This is a genomic window from Nocardiopsis sp. FIRDI 009, assembly GCF_003386285.1.
Taxonomy (GTDB): Bacteria; Actinomycetota; Actinomycetes; order Streptosporangiales; family Streptosporangiaceae; genus Nocardiopsis.
In genome coordinates this window covers 15,877-39,358 of record NZ_QPNC01000031.1, presented here as the reverse complement: position 1 = coordinate 39,358, position 23,482 = coordinate 15,877, and the positions used below count along the sequence as shown (strand labels likewise).

At 71.5% G+C, this 23,482-nt stretch carries 24 protein-coding genes and 1 tRNA gene; 12 read left to right on the top strand and 13 right to left on the bottom strand.

Features of this window, described 5'->3' with window-relative positions; translation table 11 throughout:
- Window positions 1-385: 385 nt before the first annotated feature.
- The 5 genes from DVR05_RS22780 (at window position 386) to DVR05_RS22760 (ending at window position 5,087) form a co-directional block, all read left to right on the top strand.
- On the top strand, window positions 386-1,120 hold the full coding sequence (locus DVR05_RS22780; RefSeq protein WP_232832272.1) for a helix-turn-helix transcriptional regulator: 735 nt from the start codon (window positions 386-388) through the stop codon (window positions 1,118-1,120).
- Between the two features lie 390 nt (window positions 1,121-1,510).
- A complete protein-coding gene (locus DVR05_RS22775) occupies window positions 1,511-1,714 on the top strand; it encodes a hypothetical protein (RefSeq protein WP_116247949.1) in 204 nt (67 codons plus the stop codon).
- Between the two features lie 930 nt (window positions 1,715-2,644).
- On the top strand, window positions 2,645-3,310 hold the full coding sequence (locus DVR05_RS22770) for a DUF4097 family beta strand repeat-containing protein (protein ID WP_116247948.1): 666 nt from the start codon (window positions 2,645-2,647) through the stop codon (window positions 3,308-3,310).
- Window positions 3,311-3,336: 26 nt separating this feature from the next.
- Window positions 3,337-4,299: an ATP-binding cassette domain-containing protein gene (locus tag DVR05_RS22765; RefSeq protein ID WP_116247947.1), complete on the top strand. Its 963-nt coding sequence runs from the start codon at window positions 3,337-3,339 to the stop codon at window positions 4,297-4,299.
- The gene (locus DVR05_RS22760) at window positions 4,296-5,087 is read left to right on the top strand and encodes an ABC transporter permease (protein WP_116247946.1); all 792 of its coding nucleotides are present in this window, start codon (window positions 4,296-4,298) and stop codon (window positions 5,085-5,087) included. Before DVR05_RS22765 ends, DVR05_RS22760 begins: the two co-directional genes overlap by 4 nt.
- Before the next feature lie 100 nt (window positions 5,088-5,187).
- Here the strand turns inward: DVR05_RS22760 and DVR05_RS22755 are convergent, their stop codons facing one another.
- The 3 genes from DVR05_RS22755 to DVR05_RS22745 form a co-directional block, all read right to left on the bottom strand.
- The gene (locus tag DVR05_RS22755; RefSeq protein ID WP_198659303.1) at window positions 5,188-6,120 is read right to left on the bottom strand and encodes a universal stress protein; all 933 of its coding nucleotides are present in this window, start codon (window positions 6,118-6,120) and stop codon (window positions 5,188-5,190) included.
- A gap of 119 nt (window positions 6,121-6,239) precedes the next feature.
- Complete coding sequence (locus DVR05_RS22750; protein WP_116248014.1) at window positions 6,240-7,172, bottom strand: universal stress protein; 933 nt, start codon at window positions 7,170-7,172, stop codon at window positions 6,240-6,242.
- Between the two features lie 74 nt (window positions 7,173-7,246).
- Window positions 7,247-8,914, bottom strand: coding sequence for a MinD/ParA family protein (locus DVR05_RS22745; protein ID WP_116247944.1), 1,668 nt, complete (start codon window positions 8,912-8,914; stop codon window positions 7,247-7,249).
- A 181-nt stretch (window positions 8,915-9,095) separates the two neighbouring features.
- Between DVR05_RS22745 and DVR05_RS22740 the strand changes: the two genes are divergently transcribed.
- Window positions 9,096-10,070 (top strand): NAD(P)H-quinone oxidoreductase, encoded by a 975-nt coding sequence (locus DVR05_RS22740; protein ID WP_116247943.1) that lies wholly within the window; start codon window positions 9,096-9,098, stop codon window positions 10,068-10,070.
- Between the two features lie 33 nt (window positions 10,071-10,103).
- Window positions 10,104-10,640: a bacterial proteasome activator family protein gene (locus DVR05_RS22735; protein WP_116247942.1), complete on the top strand. Its 537-nt coding sequence runs from the start codon at window positions 10,104-10,106 to the stop codon at window positions 10,638-10,640.
- Between the two features lie 62 nt (window positions 10,641-10,702).
- Here the strand turns inward: DVR05_RS22735 and serS are convergent, their stop codons facing one another.
- Entirely contained in the window at window positions 10,703-11,980 is a 1,278-nt protein-coding gene (gene serS / locus DVR05_RS22730; protein WP_116247941.1) for a serine--tRNA ligase, read from the bottom strand.
- A gap of 142 nt (window positions 11,981-12,122) precedes the next feature.
- On the opposite strand from serS, the gene DVR05_RS22725 reads away from it, so the two are divergent.
- Window positions 12,123-12,305 carry a hypothetical protein gene (locus DVR05_RS22725; RefSeq protein ID WP_116247940.1) on the top strand — a complete coding sequence of 61 codons (183 nt, stop codon included), beginning with the start codon at window positions 12,123-12,125 and terminating at the stop codon, window positions 12,303-12,305.
- 149 nt (window positions 12,306-12,454) lie between these two features.
- On the opposite strand, the gene pheA is transcribed toward DVR05_RS22725, so the two are convergent.
- The 7 genes from pheA to DVR05_RS22690 all read right to left on the bottom strand — a co-directional run bounded on the left by pheA (window position 12,455) and on the right by DVR05_RS22690 (window position 18,603).
- The gene (gene pheA, locus DVR05_RS22720; protein WP_116247939.1) at window positions 12,455-13,402 is read right to left on the bottom strand and encodes a prephenate dehydratase; all 948 of its coding nucleotides are present in this window, start codon (window positions 13,400-13,402) and stop codon (window positions 12,455-12,457) included.
- A gap of 34 nt (window positions 13,403-13,436) precedes the next feature.
- On the bottom strand, window positions 13,437-14,051 hold the full coding sequence (locus DVR05_RS22715) for a DUF4446 family protein (RefSeq protein ID WP_369974575.1): 615 nt from the start codon (window positions 14,049-14,051) through the stop codon (window positions 13,437-13,439).
- Between the two features lie 51 nt (window positions 14,052-14,102).
- Window positions 14,103-14,942 carry a glycosyltransferase gene (locus tag DVR05_RS22710; protein WP_116247937.1) on the bottom strand — a complete coding sequence of 280 codons (840 nt, stop codon included), beginning with the start codon at window positions 14,940-14,942 and terminating at the stop codon, window positions 14,103-14,105.
- A gap of 10 nt (window positions 14,943-14,952) precedes the next feature.
- The gene (locus tag DVR05_RS22705) at window positions 14,953-15,309 is read right to left on the bottom strand and encodes an STAS domain-containing protein (protein ID WP_198659302.1); all 357 of its coding nucleotides are present in this window, start codon (window positions 15,307-15,309) and stop codon (window positions 14,953-14,955) included.
- Window positions 15,310-15,426: 117 nt separating this feature from the next.
- Window positions 15,427-16,026 (bottom strand): ATP-binding protein, encoded by a 600-nt coding sequence (locus tag DVR05_RS22700; RefSeq protein ID WP_116247936.1) that lies wholly within the window; start codon window positions 16,024-16,026, stop codon window positions 15,427-15,429.
- A gap of 125 nt (window positions 16,027-16,151) precedes the next feature.
- On the bottom strand, window positions 16,152-18,194 hold the full coding sequence (locus DVR05_RS22695; RefSeq protein ID WP_116247935.1) for a PAS domain S-box protein: 2,043 nt from the start codon (window positions 18,192-18,194) through the stop codon (window positions 16,152-16,154).
- Between the two features lie 76 nt (window positions 18,195-18,270).
- Window positions 18,271-18,603, bottom strand: coding sequence for a rhodanese-like domain-containing protein (locus tag DVR05_RS22690; protein WP_116247934.1), 333 nt, complete (start codon window positions 18,601-18,603; stop codon window positions 18,271-18,273).
- Between the two features lie 88 nt (window positions 18,604-18,691).
- Between DVR05_RS22690 and DVR05_RS22685 the strand changes: the two genes are divergently transcribed.
- On the top strand, window positions 18,692-19,285 hold the full coding sequence (locus tag DVR05_RS22685) for an SSI family serine proteinase inhibitor (RefSeq protein WP_116247933.1): 594 nt from the start codon (window positions 18,692-18,694) through the stop codon (window positions 19,283-19,285).
- Window positions 19,286-19,396: 111 nt separating this feature from the next.
- Here DVR05_RS22685 and DVR05_RS22680 read toward each other — a convergent pair whose 3' ends face one another.
- Both DVR05_RS22680 and DVR05_RS22675 read right to left on the bottom strand, forming a co-directional pair.
- Complete coding sequence (locus tag DVR05_RS22680; RefSeq protein WP_116247932.1) at window positions 19,397-20,011, bottom strand: TenA family protein; 615 nt, start codon at window positions 20,009-20,011, stop codon at window positions 19,397-19,399.
- Window positions 20,012-20,123: 112 nt separating this feature from the next.
- Window positions 20,124-20,206: transfer RNA gene (locus tag DVR05_RS22675), tRNA-Leu, on the bottom strand.
- 233 nt (window positions 20,207-20,439) lie between these two features.
- Here DVR05_RS22675 and DVR05_RS22670 point away from each other — a divergent pair.
- From DVR05_RS22670 to DVR05_RS22660, 3 genes are all read left to right on the top strand, one after another.
- Complete coding sequence (locus tag DVR05_RS22670) at window positions 20,440-21,198, top strand: DUF3662 and FHA domain-containing protein (RefSeq protein ID WP_116247931.1); 759 nt, start codon at window positions 20,440-20,442, stop codon at window positions 21,196-21,198.
- A gap of 295 nt (window positions 21,199-21,493) precedes the next feature.
- A complete protein-coding gene (locus DVR05_RS22665; RefSeq protein ID WP_198659301.1) occupies window positions 21,494-22,006 on the top strand; it encodes an FHA domain-containing protein in 513 nt (170 codons plus the stop codon).
- Window positions 22,003-23,481 carry a Stp1/IreP family PP2C-type Ser/Thr phosphatase gene (locus DVR05_RS22660; RefSeq protein WP_116247930.1) on the top strand — a complete coding sequence of 493 codons (1,479 nt, stop codon included), beginning with the start codon at window positions 22,003-22,005 and terminating at the stop codon, window positions 23,479-23,481. Before DVR05_RS22665 ends, DVR05_RS22660 begins: the two co-directional genes overlap by 4 nt.
- Window position 23,482: the final 1 nt, after the last annotated feature.

Genomic DNA, 23,482 nt, shown 5'->3' with positions numbered 1-23,482 from the left:
AGGCCGGTCCGCGTCCGGTCGACGAGGCGGGCAGCGCGCAGCCTCTCCGCGTGGAGCACGTAGGGCCGGGCCACACGTGCCAGGGGAGCGACCGTGTACGCGGGCGGCGGTGGTGTGAAGGGAAGCCCCGTGCACGACGTGGCTCTGGGGACTCGGTTCGTGAAGGGTGCTCGTTTCCGGACGTACGCGAACGGGTTCCGCATGTTCCGCCCCTACTCGGTCGGGCCAGGCACCTGGGAGTCCGAGGGACCCGCAGGAGCCTTCGTTACGTGGGAAACGATGCTCTGAGTAAGCGGACATGTGTACCACGTATCGGACAAGTTGAGGGACGTCTAGGGACGTCTTCTGTTATCGTCGGGGTCCCGTACCCCCGGAGGGCACCGACGTGAACACTGCACTGCGGAAGGCACTGGCCGCGTCCCGACTCACTGAGACCGACGTGGCCGCACGTCTCGGCGTCGACCCCAAGACGGTCCGCCGATGGCTTTCGGGTCAGCGGCCCTACCCCCGCCACCGCTGGGCGGTCGCCGATCTTCTCCGGGTGGACGAGGAAGAGCTATGGCCGCAGGAGGCCCCGGAGTCGGAGGAGGACCCTCCCCTCTCCGAGCACGCCTACCGCGTGTTCGCCCACCGCTGGGAGGTGCCACGGGAAGCGTGGTGCGGCCTCTTCGCCGAGGCGAAGCAGGAAATCGGCATCCTCGTCTACAGCGGACTCTTTCTCGCCGATGACGCGGGCATGCTGACGCTCCTGGCCGCGCGAGCCCGTGACGGCGTGAGCGTCCGGATCCTGCTCGGAGACCCCGATTCCCCAGAGGTCAGGCAGCGCGGGGAGGACGAGGAAATCGGAGACGCCTTGGCCGCCAGGGCGAGGAACGCACTCGCCCTCTTCCGTCCACTCCTGGACATCGAAGGCGTCGAGGTCAGGACACATTCCACGATCCTGTACAACTCCGTCTACCTGACGGAGAAGCGGCTTCTGGTCAACCAGCACATCTACGGACTGCCAGCGGCGAAGTCGCCCGTGGTCGAGATCGACCGAACCCTGTCCCCGGAAATGGCCGAGACCTACGCACGGAGCTTCGAACTGGCGTGGGAGGGAGCGCGACCCGTCGCGTCATAGGTCCACTCGCCTCGTTGCCGAATTGGGCTGTATGAGATCAAGGCGACGGTGCGAGCGCCGTCGCGCAGCCCGCCGCCCGGCTCGGGCTGCGGGCTGCCGCCCGGTCCCGAGCCGGGCACCGGGCGGAGCGGAAGAGCAGCACCGGGGCTAACCCGACGGGACCAGTTCCGACCCTGTGTGGTGCACGGTGGTTACTGGCGTGTTCGGATCCCGAGGCACCCGATAGCGGAATGCGTCTGTCTCGGGTTGCTCGCTCCGGCGCTATCGGGCACCTCGGACCAAAACCGTGGTACTCGCCCCGGATGGTTGCTGGAGAGTGGCTAGGGTGGGCGCTCCGGCCACTGACCCGAAGCACGGCCGCCGTGTCAACCGAACGTCAAGGAGGGACCCGTGCCCGAAGGGTGGGACCGCATCGACCCGTTGATCCTCAACGGACGTAGGCTCGAGGCCGCCAAGGCGATGATGGAGGAATTCAGCATGAGCCTACGGGACACCATCCTGGCTCTGCATGAGCGCTTCGAGCACCTTCGCGCCACCCGCCCGGAAGACTTCACGGTGAGCCTCGACGACTACTGGCATGGCGTCTACACGTGAGCGTCCGTGCCCGCTGCATGCCCGTTCGGGTGGCGATGAGCGGGGACTCACGGTCATTCAGGCGGCGATCGCCCGTTGCAGCCCAGGTCAGAGGTTCGCAGATCAGACGGTTTCCGTGACCTCGGATTCCCAAACTGATGACGTCTTCAGGCCCCGGGGCATCCGATGGCGCGACACGGGTTGTCTCGGGTGACCGACCCCGGTGCCATCGGCCACCCCAACCGAAAACGATGGTTGCCGAAGACCGGGGCTGAGGGAGCATGGTTCAGGCATGCTGAACTGAACAGCTCGCCTGAGGCTGGCGTCCTGTGGCGAAGGTCCCGGGGCATCGCACATTCATCGCACACGGCTCCGGGAAGCCCCCGGGGACGACCGGAATCGGCGAGCACTCCCGCCCAGGTCACCGGCCATTCGCACGACCCGAGGCCACGTCACCCCCGACCGCCCGAACAACGGGACTTCGTGGGTTCAAATCCCACACCCTCCGCCGAAGAACAGCCCCTGACCTCGGTGCCCCCGGCGTCAGGGGCTGTTCGCGTCTCCTGGCACGGCAGATCGACGTCGTACCGACGTCCGCCCGGCGGCCCACCGGGTTCCCGCCGCCGGGCTGCCGCCCTCGCCGTCCCCCTGATCGTCCCGTGGACGCGGGACCCCGCCGAGGCAGGGAAGCCGCGCGGACCGACCTCTCAGACCCTCCGCCGTGACCGAGTCCGCTCCCGGGAGCGGCGCGGCCCCGTCGAGCCCCCAGAGCGTTCACTGCAATCCATCGCAACGCACAGACATAGTTCATTGCGTTAACTTCTGTCCTGTTGCAACAATTTACATACTCTCAAATGCTCATATGAGATTCTATCGCAACAACATCATTGCCATACTCATGAACGCAACGTAGCGTTTCAAGTGTTCGAAACAACGACACAGGAGAGCGCGATGCAGACGTTCGACACCCCCGCCCCCATCTCCACCGTCCTGGACATCCCCGCCGGACGCATCCGTCTCATCGCCGCGGACCGCACCGACACCACGGTCGAGGTCCTGCCCTCGGACGCCGCCAACGGCCGCGACGTCAAGGCCGCCGAACAGACCCGGGTCACCTATGGCGACGGCGTCCTGCGCGTCGAGACCGCACCGGAGCGGAACCGGATCCTCGGCCACCCCGGCTCCATCGAGCTGACCGTCCAGCTGCCCACCGGCTCCCGGGTCGACGCCAGGGCGGCCAGCGCCGAATTCCGGAGCGTCGGACGGCTCGGCGACGTCGCCTTCGACGGCCAGCACGCCACGGTCAAGCTCGACGAGACCGAAAACGCCCGTCTGACCACCCTCGCCGGTGACGTCACGGTCGGCCGCCTGGGCGGCCCCGCCGAGATCAGCACCGGCAAGGGCGACATCCGCGTCACCGAGGCCGTGCGAGGCACGGTCACGCTGCGCACCGACTACGGCCGGATCTCGGTCGACGCCGCCCGCGGAGTCTCCGCCTCCTTGGACGCCGGCACCGACCACGGCCGCATCCACAACGCGCTCACGAACACCGGCACCGCCGGGCTGAGCATCCACGCGACCACCGCCTACGGCGACATCACCGCCCGCAGCCTCTGACCAGCGCCCCAGAAGGAGCACCCACCATGACCGATCCGGCCATCGCGGCGAACGGACTGCGCAAGTCCTACGGCGACAAGGCCGTGCTCGACGGCGTCGACCTGACCGTCCCCGAGGGAACGGTCTTCTCCCTGCTCGGCCCGAACGGCGCCGGAAAGACCACCGTCGTCAAGCTCCTCTCCACCCTCGTCTCCCCCGACCCGGGCACCGGCGACATCCGCGTCGGCGGCCACGACCTGGCCTCCGAGCCCCAGGCGGTGCGCGCCTCGATCGGCGTCACCGGCCAGTTCTCCGCTGTCGACGGCCTGATCACCGGCGAGGAGAACATGCTCCTCATGGCAGACCTGCACCACCTCCCCCGCCGCGAGGGACGGCGCACCGCCGCCGAGCTGCTGGAGCGGTTCGACCTGGTCGAGGCCGCAAGGAAGCCCGCCTCCACCTACTCCGGCGGTATGCGGCGCCGCCTCGACATCGCCATGACCCTGGTCGGAGACCCGCGGATCATCTTCCTCGACGAACCGACCACCGGCCTCGACCCGCGCTCGCGGCACAACCTGTGGCGGATCATCCGCGAACTCGTCACCGACGGCGTCACCGTCTTCCTCACCACCCAGTACCTGGAGGAGGCCGACCAGCTCGCCGACGGCATCGCGGTGCTCAACGACGGCCGGGTCGCCGCCCAGGGCACCGCCGAGGAGCTCAAGCGGCTCGTCCCCGGCGGACACGTCCGGCTCCGCTTCACCGACCCGGCCGTGTACCGGAGCGCCGCCTCCGCGCTCCGCGGGGTCACCCGGGACGACGAGGCGCTGGTGCTGCGGATCGCCAGCGACGGCAGCCAGCGCGAGCTGCGCGCCGTCCTCGACTCGCTGGACTCCGCCGGTGTCGAGGCGGACGAGCTGACCGTGCACACCCCCGACCTCGACGACGTGTTCTTCGCCCTGACCGCCGACTCCGACACCCCCGACCAGCCCGAGGAGACCGTCCGATGAGCTCCCTCGCCCTCGCCGTACGCGACTCGTCCACGATGCTGCGCCGCAACCTCCTGCACGCCCGGCGCTACCCGTCCCTCACCCTGAACCTGCTGCTCACCCCGGTCATGTTGCTGCTGCTCTTCGTCTACCTCTTCGGTGACGTGATGAGCGCGGGCATCGGCGGCGGCGACGCGGACCGCTCCGGGTACGTCGCCTATCTCGTCCCGGGCATCCTGCTGATGACCATCGGCGGCACCCTGGTCGGGACCGCGGTGTCCGTCTCCAACGACATGACCGAAGGCGTCATCGCCCGTTTCCGCACGATGGCGATCCACCGCAGTTCGGTGCTCGTCGGACACGTCGTCGGCAGCGTTCTGCGGGCGATCGTCAGCGTGGTCCTCGTGGGCGCCGTCGCGGTGGCCATCGGCTTCCGGTCCACGGACGCGGGTGTCCTGGAGTGGCTGGCGGCGTTCGGCCTGCTCGTGCTCTTCGCCACGGCGCTCACCTGGGTCGCGGTCGGCATGGGCCTGGTCAGCCCGAACGCCGAGGCCGCCAGCAACAACGCGCTGCCGCTGATCCTGCTGCCGCTCTTCTCGAGCGCCTTCGTTCCGGTCGACACCATGCCCGGCTGGTTCCAGCCGATCGCCGAGTACCAGCCGTTCACTCCCGCCATCGAAACCCTGCGGGGCCTGCTGCTGGGCGGCGAGATCGGCCGCCACGGGTGGCTCGCCGTCGCCTGGTGCGCGGGGCTGGCGGTGCTCGGCTACGTCTGGTCCACCTCGAGGTTCAACCGCGACCCGAAGTGACCGCCGTGACGGCGCGGACCGCCTCCCGCGACCCGTTCCACCCCGGGGCGGTGCGTTCCGACACCGTGTCGGAACGCACCGCCCCGGCGGCCGGTGACCGCTAGGCGTACTCCTCCGCGTCCTTGGGCAGCACCACCACCGGAACCGGCGAGTGGTGCAGGAGTCCCTGGCTGACCGAGCCCAACAGCAGGCCGCGCACGCTCCCCCGGCCCCGCGAGCCCACGACGATGGCGTCCGCCCCCCGGGCCGCCTCGATCAGCGCGTCCACCGCGTTGGACTGGGTGCGCACCACACTGACCCGGACGTCCGCGTCCTCGCGCTGCTCGTCGATGACGTCGGCCAAGGCCTCGGCCACGAGCTCCTGGGACTTCTGGTCCAGCACGTCGTCCTGCAACTGGTATCCCGCGGCGGTCAGGCCGACGGGGTCGTAGGGGAAGGCGACCTCCCAGCTGTTGACGACGACCACCTCGCCGTCGCCCTCCTTCGCCAGGTCGACCGCCAGGCGCAGCGCGCGACGGGAGTTCGCGGACCCGTCGATCCCGACCACGACCCGGTTCAGCGACGTGCTCGCGGGCTTGCCCGCGTCCCCCACCGGCACGACCACCACCGGGCACGGCGCGTGCCCGGACAGCCGCACGCTGACCGATCCCGCGAACATCGACGCCACCGAACCCATGCCCCGGGTCCCGGCCACGATCAGGTCCCCCGGGTGCGCCTGGCGGATGATCGCCAGCGGCGCCTCCTCCATGGCCGTCAGGGTCCGGACCGTCACCGACGGCGCGATCGCCCGCGCGTACTCCACGGCGCGCTCCAGCACCCGCGTGGCCTGCCCCGAGATCTCCTCGGTCGGGGGGAAGCGCACCGGGCCGCCGTAGGCCGTCACGACCAGGGGCATCCCCAGCGCGTAGACGATGGTCAGCGGCGTGCCCCTGCGTTCGGCCTCGACCGCCGCCCACTCCAGCGCCGCGCGGCCGTTCTCCGACCCGTCCACACCCACGATCACCTGAGGTGCGTGCTCCACCTTGTCTGCCATCGTCCCCCCTCGCATCTGTCCCCATCATCACCGAGGAGCCCCCCGGTATCGGGGAACGGCACGGTCGTCCCGCTCTCCCCATCCTCGCCCCCGCCCCCGGCGGGTCTACGGCGCCCCCCTCAATCGGTGTCCTCCGAGTGCGGCGGCAGCACGGCGACCGGGACGAGCGCGCGGTGCAGCACCCCCTGGCTCACCGACCCCAGCAGCAGACCACTCACCCCGCCGCGACCGCGCGATCCCACGACGATCAGGTCGGCGTCCCTGCCCGCCTCCAGCAGCGCCTCCACCGGGTCGGCCTGCATGCGTACGGCGCTGATGTCCAGGTTCTCCGTCCGGTCGTCGATCACCTCGGCGAGCACCCCCGCCACGATCTCCTCCGACTGGCGGTCGAACACCTCCTCGTGCGCCTCCCGGGCGTCGGCCTCCAGGGCGGAGACGTCCGCGGGCAGCGGCACCTCCCAGCTGTTGACCACCTCCACCGACGCGCCGCTCAGCAGCGCCTCGTTCAGCCCGAAGCGGAGTGCCCGGCGCGAGGAGTCGGAGCCGTCCACCCCCACGACGATCCGACCCTTGGGCGCCGGCGGCCCCGTCACCGGGGTGGGCTCGTCCTCGTGGGCCGGAACGAACACCACCGGGCACGGCGCCTCCGACGTCGCCCGCGGCCCCATCGACCCGTGCAGCATCGCGCGCACCGCGCCCAACCCCCGGGAGCCGACGACGATCACGTCGCCGTGCCGCGCCTCGCCCATGACCGCCTCCGGCGCGTCCTCAGCGGCCAGGACGGTCACCACGTCCACCCCCGGATGCGTGCCCCGCACCAGGTCGGCTCCGTCGTCCAGCAGACCCCGCGCGTACCGGCGCGCCTCCTCGACCGCCAGACGGTGCTCGGGAGCACCGTGCGCCACCACGGAGTCCTCCCCCATGCCGTGCACGATCCTCAGTTGCGCGCCACGCCTGGCCGCCGCCTCCGCGGCCCACTCCAGTGCGGCGTGGGCCGCGGGCGTACCGTCCACCCCGACGACGACGGCCGTCGGGCGTTCCTCTGCGCTCATCCTCATCCCCTTCCCCTCCCCTTCATTGTCGGGACTCGGGGCGGGGAAACCGACACCACCGCGCGCCGACCGGCTCACCCCCGCCGGGCGAATCCCTCACCGACGCTCGCGGCCAGACAGAGGTAGGCGTCCCTGGTGGCGGGGGAGAGCTGGTCGAGGTCCACCTCCGCCCCCTCCTCCAGATGGCCGTCCCACGGCACCCGCACGACCGACCTGCACCGTCCGGAGAAGTGCTCCTCCAACCGCCCCAGGTCGACGCTGCTGCGGCTGTTGGAGCGGACCATCGACAGCACGACCACGGCCCCCCGGACGAGGTTCACGTGACCGTGCGCCTCCAGCCAGTCGAGGGTGGCGCTCGCGCTGCGCGCCCCGTCCACCGACGCCGAACTCACCAGCACGACCTGGTCGGCCAGGCCGAGCACCCCCCTCATGGCGGAGTGGAGCAGCCCGGTGCCGCAGTCGGTGATGCAGATCGAGTAGAAGTGCTCGACGATCCGCGCGACCTCCCGGTAGTCGTCCTCGCTGAACGCCTCCGACACCGCCGGGTCGCGGTCGGAGGCGAGGATCTCCAACCTGCTCGGCGCCTGGGAGGTGAACCCTCGGATGTCGGCGTACCGCGACACGAGGTGGCGCTCGTTGAGGAGGTCGCGGATGGTGGCGGCGGTCTCCAGGCGCACCTTGTCCGAGAGCGTGCCCCGGTCGGGGTTGGCGTCCACGGCCAGCACCCGGTCGCCGCGCAGGGAGGCCAGGGTGGCCCCGAGCGCGACCGAGGTGGTGGTCTTGCCGACCCCGCCCTTGAGGCTGAGGACCGCCACGCGGTGGTGTCCCGACGCCACCGGTGTGCAGGCTCGGGCGACGAGTTCCCGTCGGCGCAGCACCCGAGCCGACTCCCCGGGGTTGACCAGGCCGAGGGTCGCCGTGTGCACGGCCTTGCGCCATCCTCCGCTCGGCCCCTGCCGACGGTTGCGGACCAGTGTGGCGGCGTTGAGCGAGTCGGAGGTCTCGCGTCCGTCCTCCCCGGGGCGGCCTCCGGTGTCCGGCTCGGGGCCTCGCGCGGGCGGTGTGGCCGCGGCGCGCGGACCGGTCAGCGACGGCGGCGCCGGCCGCCACGGGGTGACCACGCCGTCCGGGTCCGGGGCCGCGCCGAGCGCCGGAGGGTCGGCGGGTGACGGCGGGTCGGCGGACTCGGCCTCCAGCGGCGGCAGCTGCTCGGGTTCGGGCACGTCGGGATCGGGCCGTGACCGCCGCGGCGCCAGCGGGTCCGGGGCCGGCGCCGCGGACCGGTCGGCCCGGGACGGCCGGAGCGGACGCCGGGGACGCTCAGGCGGGGGCGGCGGCTCCTCCCCGGGCACCGGAGCGGCCTCCGCGTCCTCGGACGCGCGTCCCTCGGCCACCGGCCTACCGGCTCCCGGGTCCTCCGGGTCCGGCCGCGCGGGCTCCGCCGGGGGTGCGCTCTCGGGCAGCCGGGCGTAGGGCGGCGGCGGTGGCGCGGACACCTCGAACCCGCCGAACCACTGCTCGCGTGGGCTGGGCGGGGACACGGAGGGGGTGGGGTCGGAGCCGTCGTCCGGGGACGGCGGGGGCGGACGGTCGGGATCCGGCGCGCTCTCCCCCTCCGCGTCGCCGACCCCCTCCGCGGTGTCCGGGGGAGGCTCCCACAGCGGCTCGGCACGCTCCTCGCCGTGCGGGTCGGGCCCCGTCCCGGGGCTGCGGTCCGGCCCGTTCTGTTCCTGGTGTGCCACCAGAGTTCTCCTCAAGAGGCGTCAAGGGGTGTTCTGAGGGGGAGGGCCCCAGGGGGAGCGGTCGGAGGTGTCCCCGGTCCCACTCATACCCGCCCACACCAAGCAAAGCATGCCGGTCGGAAGGGGGATGGGGACGGATCCCCGGACCCGCCGACGGACCCCAGTGGGTACTGTCTGCCTCATGTACGCGATGCGCATCACCGAACCCGGCGGGCCCGAGGTCCTGTCGTGGTCCGAGGTTCCCGACCCGACCCCCGGAACCGGCGAGGTCCTCGTGGACGTGACCGCCAGCGGGGTCAACCGAGCCGACGTCGCCCAACGCCGGGGCTCCTATCCGCCGCCACCGGGCGCCCCCGAGTATCCGGGCCTGGAGTGCTCCGGCACGGTCGCCGCGCTCGGCCCCGGCACCGAGGACTCCGGGTGGTCGGTGGGCGATCCGGTGTGCGCCCTGCTCTCCGGCGGCGGCTACGCCGAACGCGTCGCGGTGCCGGTGGGGCAGCTCCTCCCGGTGCCGAGGGGCGTCGGCCGCACCGAGGCGGCCGCGCTGCCCGAGGTCGCCGCGACCGTCTGGTCCAACCTGGTGATGGTGGGCGGCCTCCGGGCGGGGGAGACCGTGCTCGTACACGGCGGCGGCAGCGGGATCGGCACCTTCGCGATCCAGTTCGCCCGTGCCCTGGGCGCGCGGGTGGCCGTCACCGCGGGCAGCGAGGAGAAGCTGCGCGCCTGCCGTGGACTGGGCGCCGAGATCACCATCGACTACCGCACCGAGGACTTCGCCGAGCGCGTGCGCGCGGAGGGCGGCGCCGACGTGATCCTGGACATCATGGGCGGCTCCTACCTGGACGCCAACCTGAGGTCGCTCAGGACCGGCGGGCGCCTCCTGGTCATCGCCCTCATGGGCGGCCGCGGCGCCGAACTCGACCTCGGCCGGATGCTCGCCAAACGGCTCTCGGTACACGCCACCACGCTCCGCTCCCGCCCCGTGGAGGAGAAGGCGGCCATCACCGCGGGAGTACGGGACGAGGTCTGGCCGTTGGTAGAGAAGGGTGCCGTCCGACCCGTCATCGACCGCGTCATACCGATGCGGGACGCGGCGGAGGCGCACCGTGTCATGGAATCGAGCGCGCACACGGGCAAGATCCTGCTCACCCGCTGACCGTGTGTCGACGACATCCGACGAAGGGGACTGATGACCAGCGCAGACAACCACAACGAACAGCCCCACGTCCTCGTGGTGGGTTCCGGGCGGTCCGACGGGGAGGACGGTGACGGACAGCAGGAACCGCGCACCCTCACCGACATGGTGGAGCAGCCCGCCAAGGTGATGCGGATCGGCAGCATGATCCGCCAGCTCCTGGAGGAGGTGAAGGCGGCTCCGCTCGACGAGGCCAGCAGGGCCCGCCTGAAGGAGATCCACACCTCCTCGATCAAGGAGCTGGAGGACGGTCTGGCCCCCGAGCTCATCGAGGAGCTGGAGCGGCTGACCCTGCCCTTCGCCGACGGCAGCGCGCCCAGCGACGCGGAGCTGCGGATCGCCCAGGCCCAGCTGGTCGGCTGGCTGGAGGGGCTGTTCCACGGCATCCAGACCACGCTCTTCGCCCAGCAGATGGCGGCCCGCGCCCAGCTGGAGAACATGCGCAAGGCGCTGCCGCCCGGGGTCTCCGGGCTCCAGGGTTCGGCCGGGCCCGAGGAGGGCGGCATGTCAGCGGGCGGACCCTACCTGTAACCCGCGCACGAAGACGGAGCCCGCCCCCGGACGGGGACGGGCTCCGTGCCGTTCGTCGGCGGCTACCGCTTCCTCGGAGCGGCCACCGGCTCCAGGACGTCGCGGCCCAGGTAGGGGCGGAGCGCCTCGGGGACGACGACCGAGCCGTCCTCGCGCTGGTGGTTCTCCAGGATCGCGACGATCCACCGGGTGGTCGCGAGCGTGCCGTTGAGGGTGGCGGCGAACCGCGGCTTGCCCTCGCCGTCGCGGAAGCGGACGTTGAGCCGTCGCGACTGGAACTCCGTGCAGTTCGACGTGGACGTGAGTTCGCGGTACGTCTCCTGGGTGGGGATCCACGCCTCGCAGTCGTACTTGCGCGCCGCGCTCGTGCCCAGGTCGCCCCCGGCGATGTCCACCACGCGGTAGGGCAGGTCGAGCTTGTCGAGCATCTCCCGCTCCCAGGCCAGCAGCCGCAGGTGCTCCTCGTCGGCCTGGTCCGGGTGGGTGTAGACGAACATCTCCACCTTGTTGAACTGGTGGACCCGGATGATGCCGCGGGTGTCCTTGCCGTAGGAGCCCGCCTCCCGGCGGAAGCACGGCGACCAGCCGATGTAGCGGCTCGGCAGCGCGTCGGCGGGCAGGATCTCCCCGGCGTGGTACCCGGCCAGCGGCACCTCGGAGGTGCCGACCAGGTACAGGTCGTCGTTGCCGAGGTGGTAGACCTCGTCGGAGTGCTCGCCGAGGAAGCCGGTGCCCTCCATGGTCTCGGGCTTGACCAGGACCGGCGGGATCATCGGGGTGAAGCCCGCCTGGACCGCCTGGTTCATCGCCATGTTGAGCAGGGCCAGCTCCAGTTGGGCGCCCACCCCGGTGAGGAAGTAGAAGCGGGCGCCGGAGACCTTGGCGCCGCGCTCCATGTCGATGGCCCCGAGCATCTCGCCCAGTTCCAGGTGGTCGCGGGGGGCGAAGTCGAAGCTCCGCGGTTCGCCCACGGTCTCCATGACCCGGAAGTCGTCGACGCCGCCCTCGGGGGCGTCCTCCTGGACGATGTTGGGCACGCGCGAGAGCACGGCGTCCAGTTCGTCGGCGAGTCGGCCCGCCTCCGCCTCGGCCTCCTTGACGTCGGCGGCCAGCGCCTTGGCGCGCGTCAGGAGCTCCTCGCGCTCCTCCGGGGATGCCTTGGAGACGGACTTGCCCACGCTCTTCTGCTCGGCGCGCAGGGACTCGAAGCGGGAGAGCGCGGATCGGCGACTGGCGTCGAGTTCGAGCAGCCGGTCGGCGACGGAGGCGTCCTCCCCGCGGGCCCGCTGCGAGGCACGGAGTCGTTCGGGGTCTTCTCGAAGAGCGCGAAGGTCGATCACGTCTTGCAGGTTACCGCCCGACCCACGCCGAGCCGACACGTTTTTCCGTAGTCGCGTCATAACCGAGAGCGACCATCGTCCTCTTCCGTGACAGAGCCGGCCGGGCGCGGGCGTCGGCACACCGACCACGGGGAGACACGGCGTGAAACCACTGAACGAGATGAACACCGAGGAGCTCGGCGAGGCCCTGGCCGCCCTGGACGAGTCCAGGCCCGAGGACACCGCCCTCCGGCTGGCCCTCCACCTGGAGCTGCGTCGCGCCGCCGCGGAGGAGTGGCTCCTCGACGAGGCGGGGTCCGATGATCCCGACGCCGACGAGCGCTGACCCCCGCACGGTGTCTCCTGGAGCGCTCACCTCGGGGGCCGCCGTTCGGGAGTCGGCGGGGTGCTTGAGGACAGGGCCGCGCCGAAGGCGTCCGTCGGGGGTGGCGGAGGGTGAGGGGTGGGCGGGGCGGAGGCCCGAAACGGACACCGCTAGTCGACGTACCCCGCGCGGACGCGGGCGAGCCAGCGCTCGGCCTCGGCGAAGTCGGCGTCCGTCGTCGGACGCGGCCGCAACGGCGGATCGACCTCCGTGGCCCGGCCGCTGCGCGGATAACTGCCCAGGAAGCGCACGTCCCGGCAGACGCGGCGGATGCCCATGAGCGCCTCGCCGACCCGCGCCTCGGCCACGTGGCCCTCCGCGTCGATGCAGAAGCAGTAGCTGCCCAGCCCGCCCCCGGTGGGGCGGGACTCCAGCCGGGTGAGGTTGACCCCGCGCACGGCGAACTGGTTGAGCACCTCGATCAGCGCACCGGGGTGGTCGTCGTTGATGAACGCGACCAGCGACGTCAGATCGGCCCCGGTGGGCTCGGGCAGCGCGCCGGGCCGGGACAGGTAGATGAACCGGGTGGCGGCGTCGGAGTGGTCGCCGACCCCGGTCGCCAGCGCGTGCAGGCCGTAGCGCTCCCCCGCGATGACGGCGCAGATCGCCGCGTCGTAGGGCGCGCCGGGCTCGGCCACCGAGCGCGCCGCCGCGGCCGTCGAGGAGACGGTGTGCGTGTCGGCGTCGGGCAGGTTCCGCGCGAGCCAGCCCCGGCACTGCGCCAGGGCGTGCGGGTGGGTCGCCACCCGCTTGACGTCCTCCAGGATCGTCCCGGGCCGCGCGAACAGCGCGAACTCCACCGGGACGGCGGTCTCCCCGGTGATGATCAGCGGATCCCCGTTGATCAGCTCGGCGATGGTCGCGGTGACACCGCCCTCGACCGAGTTCTCCAGGGGTACGACACCGCCGTCGACGGAGCCCGACCGCACCGCGTCGAAGACGGCGGCGACGCCCTGGCACGGAACACGGGCGGCGTCGGGTGCGCCGGGCCGCAGGGTGCGCAGCGCGGCTTCGGTGAAGGTGCCCTCGGGGCCGAGGTAGGCGTAACGGTTGGGCATGGTGTTCAGGCTATACGCCCGGGGTCAGGCGCGCTCATGTCCGGCTGGTCGGCGCGCCCGCGGGATCACCCAGGGGGTCGCTCCCGGTGGCGTCGGAGGCGGACGACGTGTCGGACGCGCCGTCCGCCCCGAGCGACGCGCCGTCCGCCCCGAGCACGGTGACCGGAACCTCCTCGGCGGCGGCCCGGGAACGGTGCTCGTCCCCGCCGCCGGTGCGGGGACCGGAGGCGGCGGGGCCCGAGGCGTCCGCCAGCGGGGCGGCGGACGCGCCGACGCCGTTGCCCAGGCGCGCGGACCGGATGACGCGGTACTCCTCCGGGCTGAGCAGGGTGTCCGCCTCGCCGCGCGTGATCTCCTTGGCGTAGGTCCGCGACTCGGTCCGCCCGTTGATCGAGGTGAGCACCACGCCGTCGCCGTCGCTGTTGAGCAGGGCGAGGGAGAACGAGCGCGCGCCCGACATCTCCTCCAGGGCGTCGTAGTGCAGGACCGCGACGTCGCGCACGGCACGCGGGTCCACACCGGAGGCGTTGACCGAGACCGCGCGCTCGACCACCGCCCGGGAGTCGCCACTGATATCCCGGGTCCGGACGAGCGCGTAGCCGCCGAGGACGAGCCCGCCCACACCCGTGAGCATGCCTATCGAAGTCATGAGCATCGTGAACACAGCGCGAGCGTATCGCTACACATCGCACGGATGGGGCTACTCGCGGCGATTCGTGCGAGTAATTTGCCCGACTTTTCGGGAAAGATCTCCCCTGGTCGACCGCGTTCTTCCGCTGCCCCGGCCCCATCGGCGCCACACCGCCGGCCGGAGCCCCCGGACCGCGAGCGCCCGGGCGACGTCCGCGAACTGCCGCGCCCGGTGGAGCTGCGCGCGCAGGTCGGTGCCGGTCGCCCGGTGTTCCAGGGGCACCTCGACCTCGACCACCCGGAACCCCGACCGCAGCACGTCGATGGTGAGGCCGGTCTCCACCCCGAACCCCGGCGCCAGCGGCCGGGCCGCCTCGAAGGCCGCCCTGGTCAGGCACCGCTGACCGTTGAGCGGCTGCTCCGGCTCCCATCCGGTGGCCCTGCGCACGCCCTCGCGCGCGAGTCGCACCACGAACCCGCGACCGCCCAGGCGCATGCGGGTGGCCGGGAACAGGGCGATCGTCATGTCGGCGCGCCCCTCCAGGACCGGGGTGAGCAGCGGCTCCGCGCTCTCGGCGGTCGCGCCCAGATCGGCGTCGAGAAACAGCAGGTGGCGCGGCGACCGGTCGGCCCCGGCTCTCTCGGCCGCCTCGATGACGCGGACGCCCTCCGCGCCCGTCTGCATGGCCGCGCCCTTGCCCCGGTTGCGGCCGTGCCTGAACACGCGGGCCCCGGCGTCGCGCGCGAGGTCGGCCGTACGGTCGGCGGAGCCGTCGTCGACGACGACGACGAAGTCCACCCCCGGCAGCGCGCCCGCCGCCCGGACGGTCGCGCCGATCCTGTCCGCCTCGTCCTTGGCGGCGATCACCACGGCGACCCCCGCGGGGTCGCCGGTCTGCCCCTGGCCCACGGTCGCCCGGCTACGTGGCCGTGCCGGTCCCCGCGCCCACCGGCAGCGCGTCGAGCCCGGAGTGGATGGTGAAGACCTCGTTCAACCCGGTGACCTCCAGGACCTTCATGACCGCCGCCTTCGGCGCCACGAGCTCCAGGTCACCCCCCTTGTCGCGGGAGCGCTTCATCGCGGACAGCAGCACGCTGATGCCGGTCGAGTCGCAGAACTCCGTCCGCGACATGTCGATGACCAGCCGCCGTGCCCCGTCCTCCAGGGCCTGCAGGAGGCCGCTGCGCAACTGGGGTGCCGTGTACAGGTCGATCTCACCGCCCACGGTTACCACCGCGAGGTCGTCCTGAGATCGGCTTGATATCTTCAACTCCACAGTCGTGACTGTAGCGTCCCGACCAGCCACGGGCCACCTCGTTGACGGTGTTTCGCGACATCGGTCACGTTCCTCCGGGTGGTTCCCGGACGGCCTCCGGCCCGGTCGCGCACCCGGTCAGAGCAGGGCGCCCCAGGCGGGGGCGCTCTCCCGGACGCGCATACGCACCGCGACCACGTCGTCGGAGGCCGGGTCCGCGACCGGGGCGGCGGAGCGGCGGCCGGAGCCCGAGGGACGACGGGGGGAGAGGTCGTCGACGCCGATGTCCAGAATCGCCCAGACCGTGGTCGTGGTCGCGTCCATCTCGGTGCCCCACTGCCCGGCGAGCGACTGGACGATGCCCAGCCCCCGCCCGCCCAGACCGGACACGGACGGGCGCGCCACCCGCGGCATGGTGCTGGACCCGCCGTCGCGCACCGCGATCTCCACCCAACCGCCGGTCGCCGTCCGGTGGTCCACCCGCACACGCCACGACACACCGACGGTGTCCTCCGGTTCCGGCAGGGGGGAGGCGTGCCGGAGAGCGTTGCTCACGAGTTCACTGAGGATGAGGGAGGCGTCGTCGACACGCTCGTCGCCGATGTCCATGGCGCGCAGATCACTGCACAACCGCTGGCGGGCGCCGGTCACGCTCATGGGGGCGTAGGGAAGCGTGACGCTCCGCTCGACCCGGTACGGGCACGACCCGTCGTCGAGTGGTGTGTTGTCTCCTGACACGGCCTTCGTCCCTGCGCGTTGGTACTCCGTCGGGCGGTTCGGAACCCGCCCGATGTGTGTCAGCGAATTCCACCAGGGGTGGAAATGCCCCGATCACCATGCGCGGAAACCCTCGCCGAGGTGAATCAACGACGACGGGACGCGTCTGCGGACGTGGATCGCTGACGCGGCAGGGCTTCGGGGCTTTTCGAGGTTTTTGTAGTTTCTTGTGCCTCACGGTGCCCAGGTGGGTGGTCCGCACCGGACGCTCCACCTCCCGCCCCCGTACGCGCGGCCACCGGTCCGGAGCGTTCCCCGGATCCGGCGGTCTCCCCGTCTCCCCGCCCGTGCACGGGCACGGTGAACCGCATCCGGGTCCCCTGCCGCCGCCGGTGCGCGGTGACGTCCCCGCCCTGCTCCCTCGCCAGTTGGCGGACGATGTACAGCCCCAGGCCGAGGCCGCCGAAACGACTCCGGTCGCCCCGCGGCCCCGAGCGCACGAACCGGCCGAAGACCCGCTCCTCGTCGCCGGGGACCAGCCCCAAGCCCTCGTCGTCCACGACGACCACGGCCTTCCCGTCCTCCGCCCGGGCGCAGACGTGGATCGTGCCGCCCTCCGGGGAGAACTTGAGCGCGTTGTCCAGGAGCTGGTCCATGATCATCCCCGTGGCCAGCGGGTCCCCCACGGTCATCGGCAGGTCCTCCTCCGCGACCAGGACCACGTCGTGCTGGTCCGACAGCGGCCGGAACGCCCGAACCGCGCGCCCGAGCAGTTCCCGCAGGTCGAACGGGACCCGGTCGACGTCCAGCTCGCCGCGCGAGGCGTCCGACCCGAGGCGGAGCCGCTCCACGAGGGTGACCAGGTTGGCCGACCGGTCCGCGATCGTCCCGACCGCCTCGCGCTGGGACCGGGGGCTCAGCCGCGACCACTTGCGCACGAGCGTGGTGGCCAGGCCGTGGATGACCGTGATCGGCGTGCGCAGCTCGTGTCCGCTCGTGGCCAGGAAGAACTCCTGTTCCTCCTCCATCGCACGCTGCGCGGTGATGTCACGGAAGTCCACCACCCACTCGTGGGTGCGCGGGATGCGCGCCATGAGGATCTCCAGCCAGCGGCCGTCCTTGAGCTGGTGCTTGATCGGCTCACCGTGGGCGGGAGGCAGGGGGAACGGCGGATGCCGCCCCTCCACGCTCTCCGCCGGGTACCCGGTGAGTTCCACCGCCGACCGGTTCCACTTGCGGACACGGCCGCCGAAGTCCAGCACGGCGATCCCGTCCGCGCTGGAGTCCGCGACCACCTGTTCGTGCACGCGCTGGAGGTTGAGCTCCTCGTAGGCCATCGCGTTGCCGATCGCCACCCCGGCGTGCGCGGCCAGCAGCTCCAACAGCTCCAGCTCCACGTGCCCGACCTTGCGCTGGCTGTAGAGCGCGTACAGGGCTCCGTAGGGGCGGCCGTGCACGTTGGACACGCACAGCGCGATGGTGTGCAGGCCCGGCAGGTCGGCCCAGACCAGGTCCTGCAGGCCCCGGGTGTCCTCGTTGGCCAACAGCACCGACTTGCCGCTGCGGAGCAGTTCGCCGAACAGGCTCGTCTCCAGGGGCGCGCTGAAGCCCTGGAGGCGATCGGACAGGTCGGTGAGGCTGACCAGCTCCACGCGGTCCTCGTTGAGCAGGACGAAACCGCCCGCGTCGGCGCCGGTCAACTCCGTGATGCTCCGCGAGATCCGATCGAGCACCGACTTCAGACTGAGGTCGGCGTTGATGTCGACCACGACGTCGGTGAGCCTGCGCACCAGCCGCGCCCGCTCCATGGCCGCCGCCTGGACCTGCGCCTCGTTCTCACACGGTTGGAAGGTCAGCACCCACCCGTCGGGCTCGCCGTCGGAGCCGAGCACGCAACTGGTGCTCGCCCGCACGTCGATGACCGTGCCGTCACTGCGCACGCGACGCGTGACGATGGACAGGGGCGTACCCGAACGGACCTGCTCGAGCACCGCGCCGTACTCGGAGCTCAGTTCGGCGGGGACGAAGGGCGCCTCGCGGCCGACGACCTCCCGGGCCGTCCAGCCGAACATGCGCTCCGCCGCCGGATTCCACACGGTGACGCGGCGCGCACCGTCGATACCGACCACCGCGTCCGCTGACGCGGTCAGCACGGTTTCGGCGCTGAGGGGCGCGTGATCGGAACTCACCACGTCATAGTGCCACCCGAAAGCGCCCCAGCGGCAGGGCTTCGCGCAATCCGACGAAAATCCGCGGCGGACCGCCTCAGATCACCGTGGGCTCCCCGTCGGTCTCCGCCGCCATGTCCCGACCGGCCTGCTCCCAGGCCCGCATGCCGCCCGCCACGTTGACCGCGTCCCACCCCGCCTGGTTCAGGGCCGTCACCGCCTGCGCGGAACGGCCGCCCACACGGCAGACGACGTACACCCTGCGGTCCCGCGGAACCTCGTCCGCACGCGCGCCGAGCTGGCCGAGCGGGATGTGCACCGCGCCGGGGACGTGCCCCGAGCGCCACTCGTCGTCCTCCCGGACGTCGAGCAGGTAGGCGTCCTCCGGAACCTCCGCGACGACCGCCTCCGGAACACCGTGCTGAAACATGTCTGACCCCCTGGATCCGTAGCGAAAAAAATTCGAGGAAACCGTGTCGAGGCGGGAACCGCGCGTACACGGGCCGCGTCCAAGGCATATGGCTCACTACCCCTCAGTGACGGCCCCGCCGACCCGCCTCGCCGCGCTCGCGGCCCTCGGCCTGCTTCTTATCACGGCCTGCGGCAACGAGCCCGACGAGGTGAACGCGGGTGCACCCGACACCTCCAGCCCGTCCGAACCCACCACTCCCCCCACCGCCGAGTCCGAGAACGACGCCTCCCCCGAGGAAGCCCCCGACGGCACGGGGGCGGGGGACGGCACCGACGGCCAGATGCCCGTCGACACCGACCCGGACGCCGCGACCTCCCTGGTGATCGAACGCACCCTGGCCGAAGGCCAGTCCATGCCGTCCGAGCCCGGCTACGCGGAGGGCACCTGGACGCTCACGTGCTCCCCCGTGGGCGGCGACCACCCGGACCCCGAGGCGGCCTGCGCCGAGATCGAGGAGGTCGGCACCGAGCCGTTCCTCCTCGACACCACCAACATGATGTGCACCGAGCAGTACGGCGGCCCCGAGGTCGTCAGCGTCACCGGACACATCGACGACGTCCTGATCGACACCGAGTTCAACAAGAACGGCGGCTGCGAGATCGACCGCTTCGAGGACGTGCGGACCGTCATCGCCCCCTGACCGCACCCGCCCACCGACCCGCGTCGGCCCGAGTGGACCACCCGGGAGGGATGCGGGAGGGGACCGGTCGCGGGCGCGCCGGTCCCCTCCTCCTCCCCTCCACGCCTCGGGTCAGGACGTGTAGGGCGTGTCCCAGAAGGCGACCTCGTGCCGCATGCCCTCCAGGAAGAGGCGCTCGGCGCGCTCGGGGTCCGGCCGGGCCTCCGCCAACCTGCGTCCGTAGTGCTCGGTCAGCCGGGTGAACTCGGGGTCGGCGTAGGTGTCCACCCACCGCGCGTACCGCGGGTCGCTGGGACGCGACTTCGCCAGTTCGAGTCCGAGCTGGTTGTAGCCCCACATGCACGGGTACACGGCGGCCAGCCCGTCCCGGTAGTCGGCGGCGGCCGCCAGCAGCCACGAGGTGTAGGCCGCGCACGCGGGCCCCTTCTCCTTCGTGGTCAGGTCCGCGCCGAACTCGCCCGACAGCGAACGGTGCAGTTCCAGTTCCTCGTTCAGCGTGCTGTGCGCGATCCCCACCAGGTCGGCCAGGTGGTCGTCCGGCGCCTGCCAGGCCAGACGCGAGAAGGCGCGCGCGTAGTCCAGCAGGTACAGGTGGTCCTGCTCCAGCCAGTACCGGAACGCGCGTTCGTCGAGGTCGCCCCGGGCGATCCCGGCGACGGTGGGGTGGGCCAGCTGCTCGTCGACCAGCGGGCGTCCGATCGCGTGGAGTCGTTCGATGATGCTCACGTCCGCAGTGTGCCACCCCGCCCCGCGACCGGCCCGAGGCGGGGCCGACCACGAACCCGGACACAAAAGAGACCCGGTGGAGAGCGCAGAGCGATCCCCACCGGGTATGTTGTGGGCGAGGAGGGATTTGAACCCTCACGTCCTTTCGGACACACGGACCTGAACCGTGCGCGTCTACCGTTCCGCCACCCGCCCGGGTGACCTTCGTCCAGTTGTAGTGCCAGGTGGTTCGGGCCTTTCGGCCTGTCCGCCTGGCGACATGGATAAGGCTAGCACGGTCTGAACGCGGTTCGCACACGCTTTCCGGCCCGCCCGTGACCGGCCCCGGGGGCACCTGACCGGGGGTGCGCCTGAATCCGGGGGCACCCCGGCCCGGTTACGATCGTCTACACATACGGAGTGGAGTACAAGGGAGGTACCTCGTGGGAGTGCTCCAACGCTTCGAACGCAGGCTTGAGGGCATGATCGAAGGCACCTTCGCGATGGCCTTCAAGTCTGAGCTCCAACCTGTCGAGGTGGCGAGCGCCGTTCAGCGGGAGATGGACGAACGAGCCGCGATCGTCGCACAGGGACGCACACTCGTCCCGAACGACTTCATCGTCGAGCTCTCCGCCAGCGACAAGGAGCGCTTGGAGGTCTACGCCGACAGCCTCGGACAGGAGCTGGCCAAACTCGCCCGCGACTACGCGACGGAGCAGGGATACTCCTTCGTGGGCCCGGTCCGCGTCCACTTCCGGCCGGACGAGAGCCTCAAGACGGGACGCTTCCGCATCCGGTCGGGCGTCGTCCGCGGCACCATGATCAGCAAGGACGGCGAGGTCCGGCAGCCGGTCGATCCCGGCGGGGCCGGGGGCGAGCGCCAGGCCGGACGCCCGCGCCTGCTCATCTCCCCCGGTGGCGCCACCGCCGAGGGCAGCATCGCCAGCCACGGCATGCAGCAGTCCTTCGAACTGACCACCCCCGTCACCCTGCTGGGGCGCGGCACCGACTGCGACCTGCGGCTCGTGGACAACGGGGTGTCCCGCCACCACGTGGAGATCCGCCTGGACGGCGACGAGGCGATCCTCGTCGACAAGGGGTCCACCAACGGGACCTTCGTCAACGGCCAGCAGGTCAGGCAGGCCCGTCTGGTGGACGGGAGCAGGATCAGCCTCGGCCGCACCACCATGACGTTCCGGCGCGACTGACCGGAGCCGACCGGGAGTTCGACCGATCAGGCCCGGCGGGATCGAAACCAACCCCGTCCCACCGACGTCTGACTGGTCGAAATCCGGTGGTGGTCGATTGCTGTACCGCTGTCGGATATGTGTCCGGGACGGTAGTCTCCGCGAAGACCTGACCGATCGGGCAGACTGCCCACGGCCTCGGGGCCGTGGACCAGCGACCACGACAACTCACCGACCCGAAGGTGAGGCAGACTCGGTGGCGGCGCCGACGACCGTCACCCCGGCCGGAGCACGACAGGGGCTGAAGAGCGGTTCGATGTCCAACCTGACCCTCATACTGATCAAGATCGCGTACCTTGCGGTGCTCTGGCTGTTCATCCTCATGGCGGTCGGGGTCATCAGCACCGACCTCTTCGGCCCGTCGAAGAAGAAGTCCCGGAAGAAGCGGCCCCGCCCCCAAGCCCGGCCCGCGTCCGGCGGCGCTCCTGCCCGGCCCGCCCCGGCCCGCCAGCAGCGTCCGCAGCGGCAGCGCCGCAACGAGCCCGCGGTCCTGGCGGTCACGCAGGGCCCCCTCGCCGGTACCACCGTGGACCTGGCGTCCCAGCCGATCCTCATCGGCCGTGCGCCCGACTCGACCCTCGTCATCACCGACGACTACGCCTCGGGTCGCCACGCCCGTGTCTACTCCGAGGGCGGCCGCTGGTTCGTGGAGGACCTCAACTCCACCAACGGCACCTATCTCGGCCAGCAGAAGCTGAACCGCCCGCAGCCCATCACGGTGGGTCAGCCCATCCGTATCGGCAAGACCGTCCTGGAACTGCGCAAATGACAATCGCTCTCCGATACGCGGCGTACTCCGACGTAGGATGCCTCCGCGAAGGCAACGAAGACTCCGGCTACGCCGGCCAGCACCTCCTCGCGGTGGCCGACGGCATGGGCGGCTACGCGGGCGGTGAGGTGGCCAGCTCGATCGCGATCTCCACGATCCGTCGGCTCGACACCGAGCCCCACGACGCGGAGGAGATGGTCGAGTCCCTCCAACGGGCGGTCGAACAGGCCAACGCCTCCCTGTCGCGGAGGATCATGGCCGAGCCCCAGCTCGAGAACATGGGCACCACCCTGACCGCGATGCTGTGGTCGGGCCCCCGGGTGGCGCTGATCCACATCGGCGACTCACGCGCCTACCTGCTGCGCGGACCGCGCTTCGAGCAGATCACCCACGACCACACCCTGGTGCAGACCCTCGTCGACGAGGGCAAGATCACCGAGGAGGAGGTCGCCACCCACCCGCAGCGCTCGCTGATCCTGCGGGCCCTGGACGGCAAGAGCCCGGTCGACCCGGACATCTCCATCAGCGAGGCCAAGCCCGGCGACCGGTACCTGCTGTGCTCGGACGGGCTGTCCGGGGTGGTCACCAAGAAGACCATCCACGAGACGCTCGCGACCGAGGCCGACCCGCGCGTGGCCGCGAAGAAGCTCATCGACCTCGCCATCCGCGGCGGCGGCCCGGACAACATCACCGCCGTCATCGCCGACGTCATCGAGACCGAGACCGACCGCGAGGGACCGACCAGCGAGCCCAAGGTGGTCGGGGCGGCCGACCAGCGGCCCGAGGTCAGCGAGCGGGCGGGCGACACACCCGCCAGACGGGCCCAGGGACTGCGCGGCTCCGGAGGGGACACCGCGGAGATGGACCGGGTGGAGGGCGTGCCCGACACCGGTTACTCCGGCCCCTACGAGGAGTCCTACGACGACTTCGGCGACCAGCCCCCCCGAGGGCGCGGACGCGGGCGCGGCCCGGAGGAACCGGAGCCCGAGTACCGCACCCGCCGGTGGTGGCCGGTGGTCGTGGCCTTCCTCGTCATCGTCGCGCTCGTGACGGGCATCGCCTACTACTTCGGCCGCCAGTACGTCGACGGCCAGTTCTACGTGGGCCCCTCCGCCTCGGGCGACACCGTGAGCATCTACCAGGGCATCAACACCGACATCGCGGGTTTCAGCCTGTCGGAGGAGGTCGAGGGCTCCGACATCCGCCTGGACGAGCTCAGCGAGGGCGACCGGTCCGCGATCGAGAACACCATCCCGGTCGAGAGCCTGGAGGAGGCCCGGGACCGGATCGAGGAGATCAACCAGAACCTGGCCGAGGCCGAGGCGAACGACACCGCCCGGGAGGACGCGCGGGACACCGAGTCCGAGGACTCCGAGCAGGCCGACGACCGCGCGGAGACCACCGAGGACACCGACACCGGGAGCACGGACCCCAGCCCCGGTTCCGCGACCACCGAGACCCAGGAATCGGGGTGAT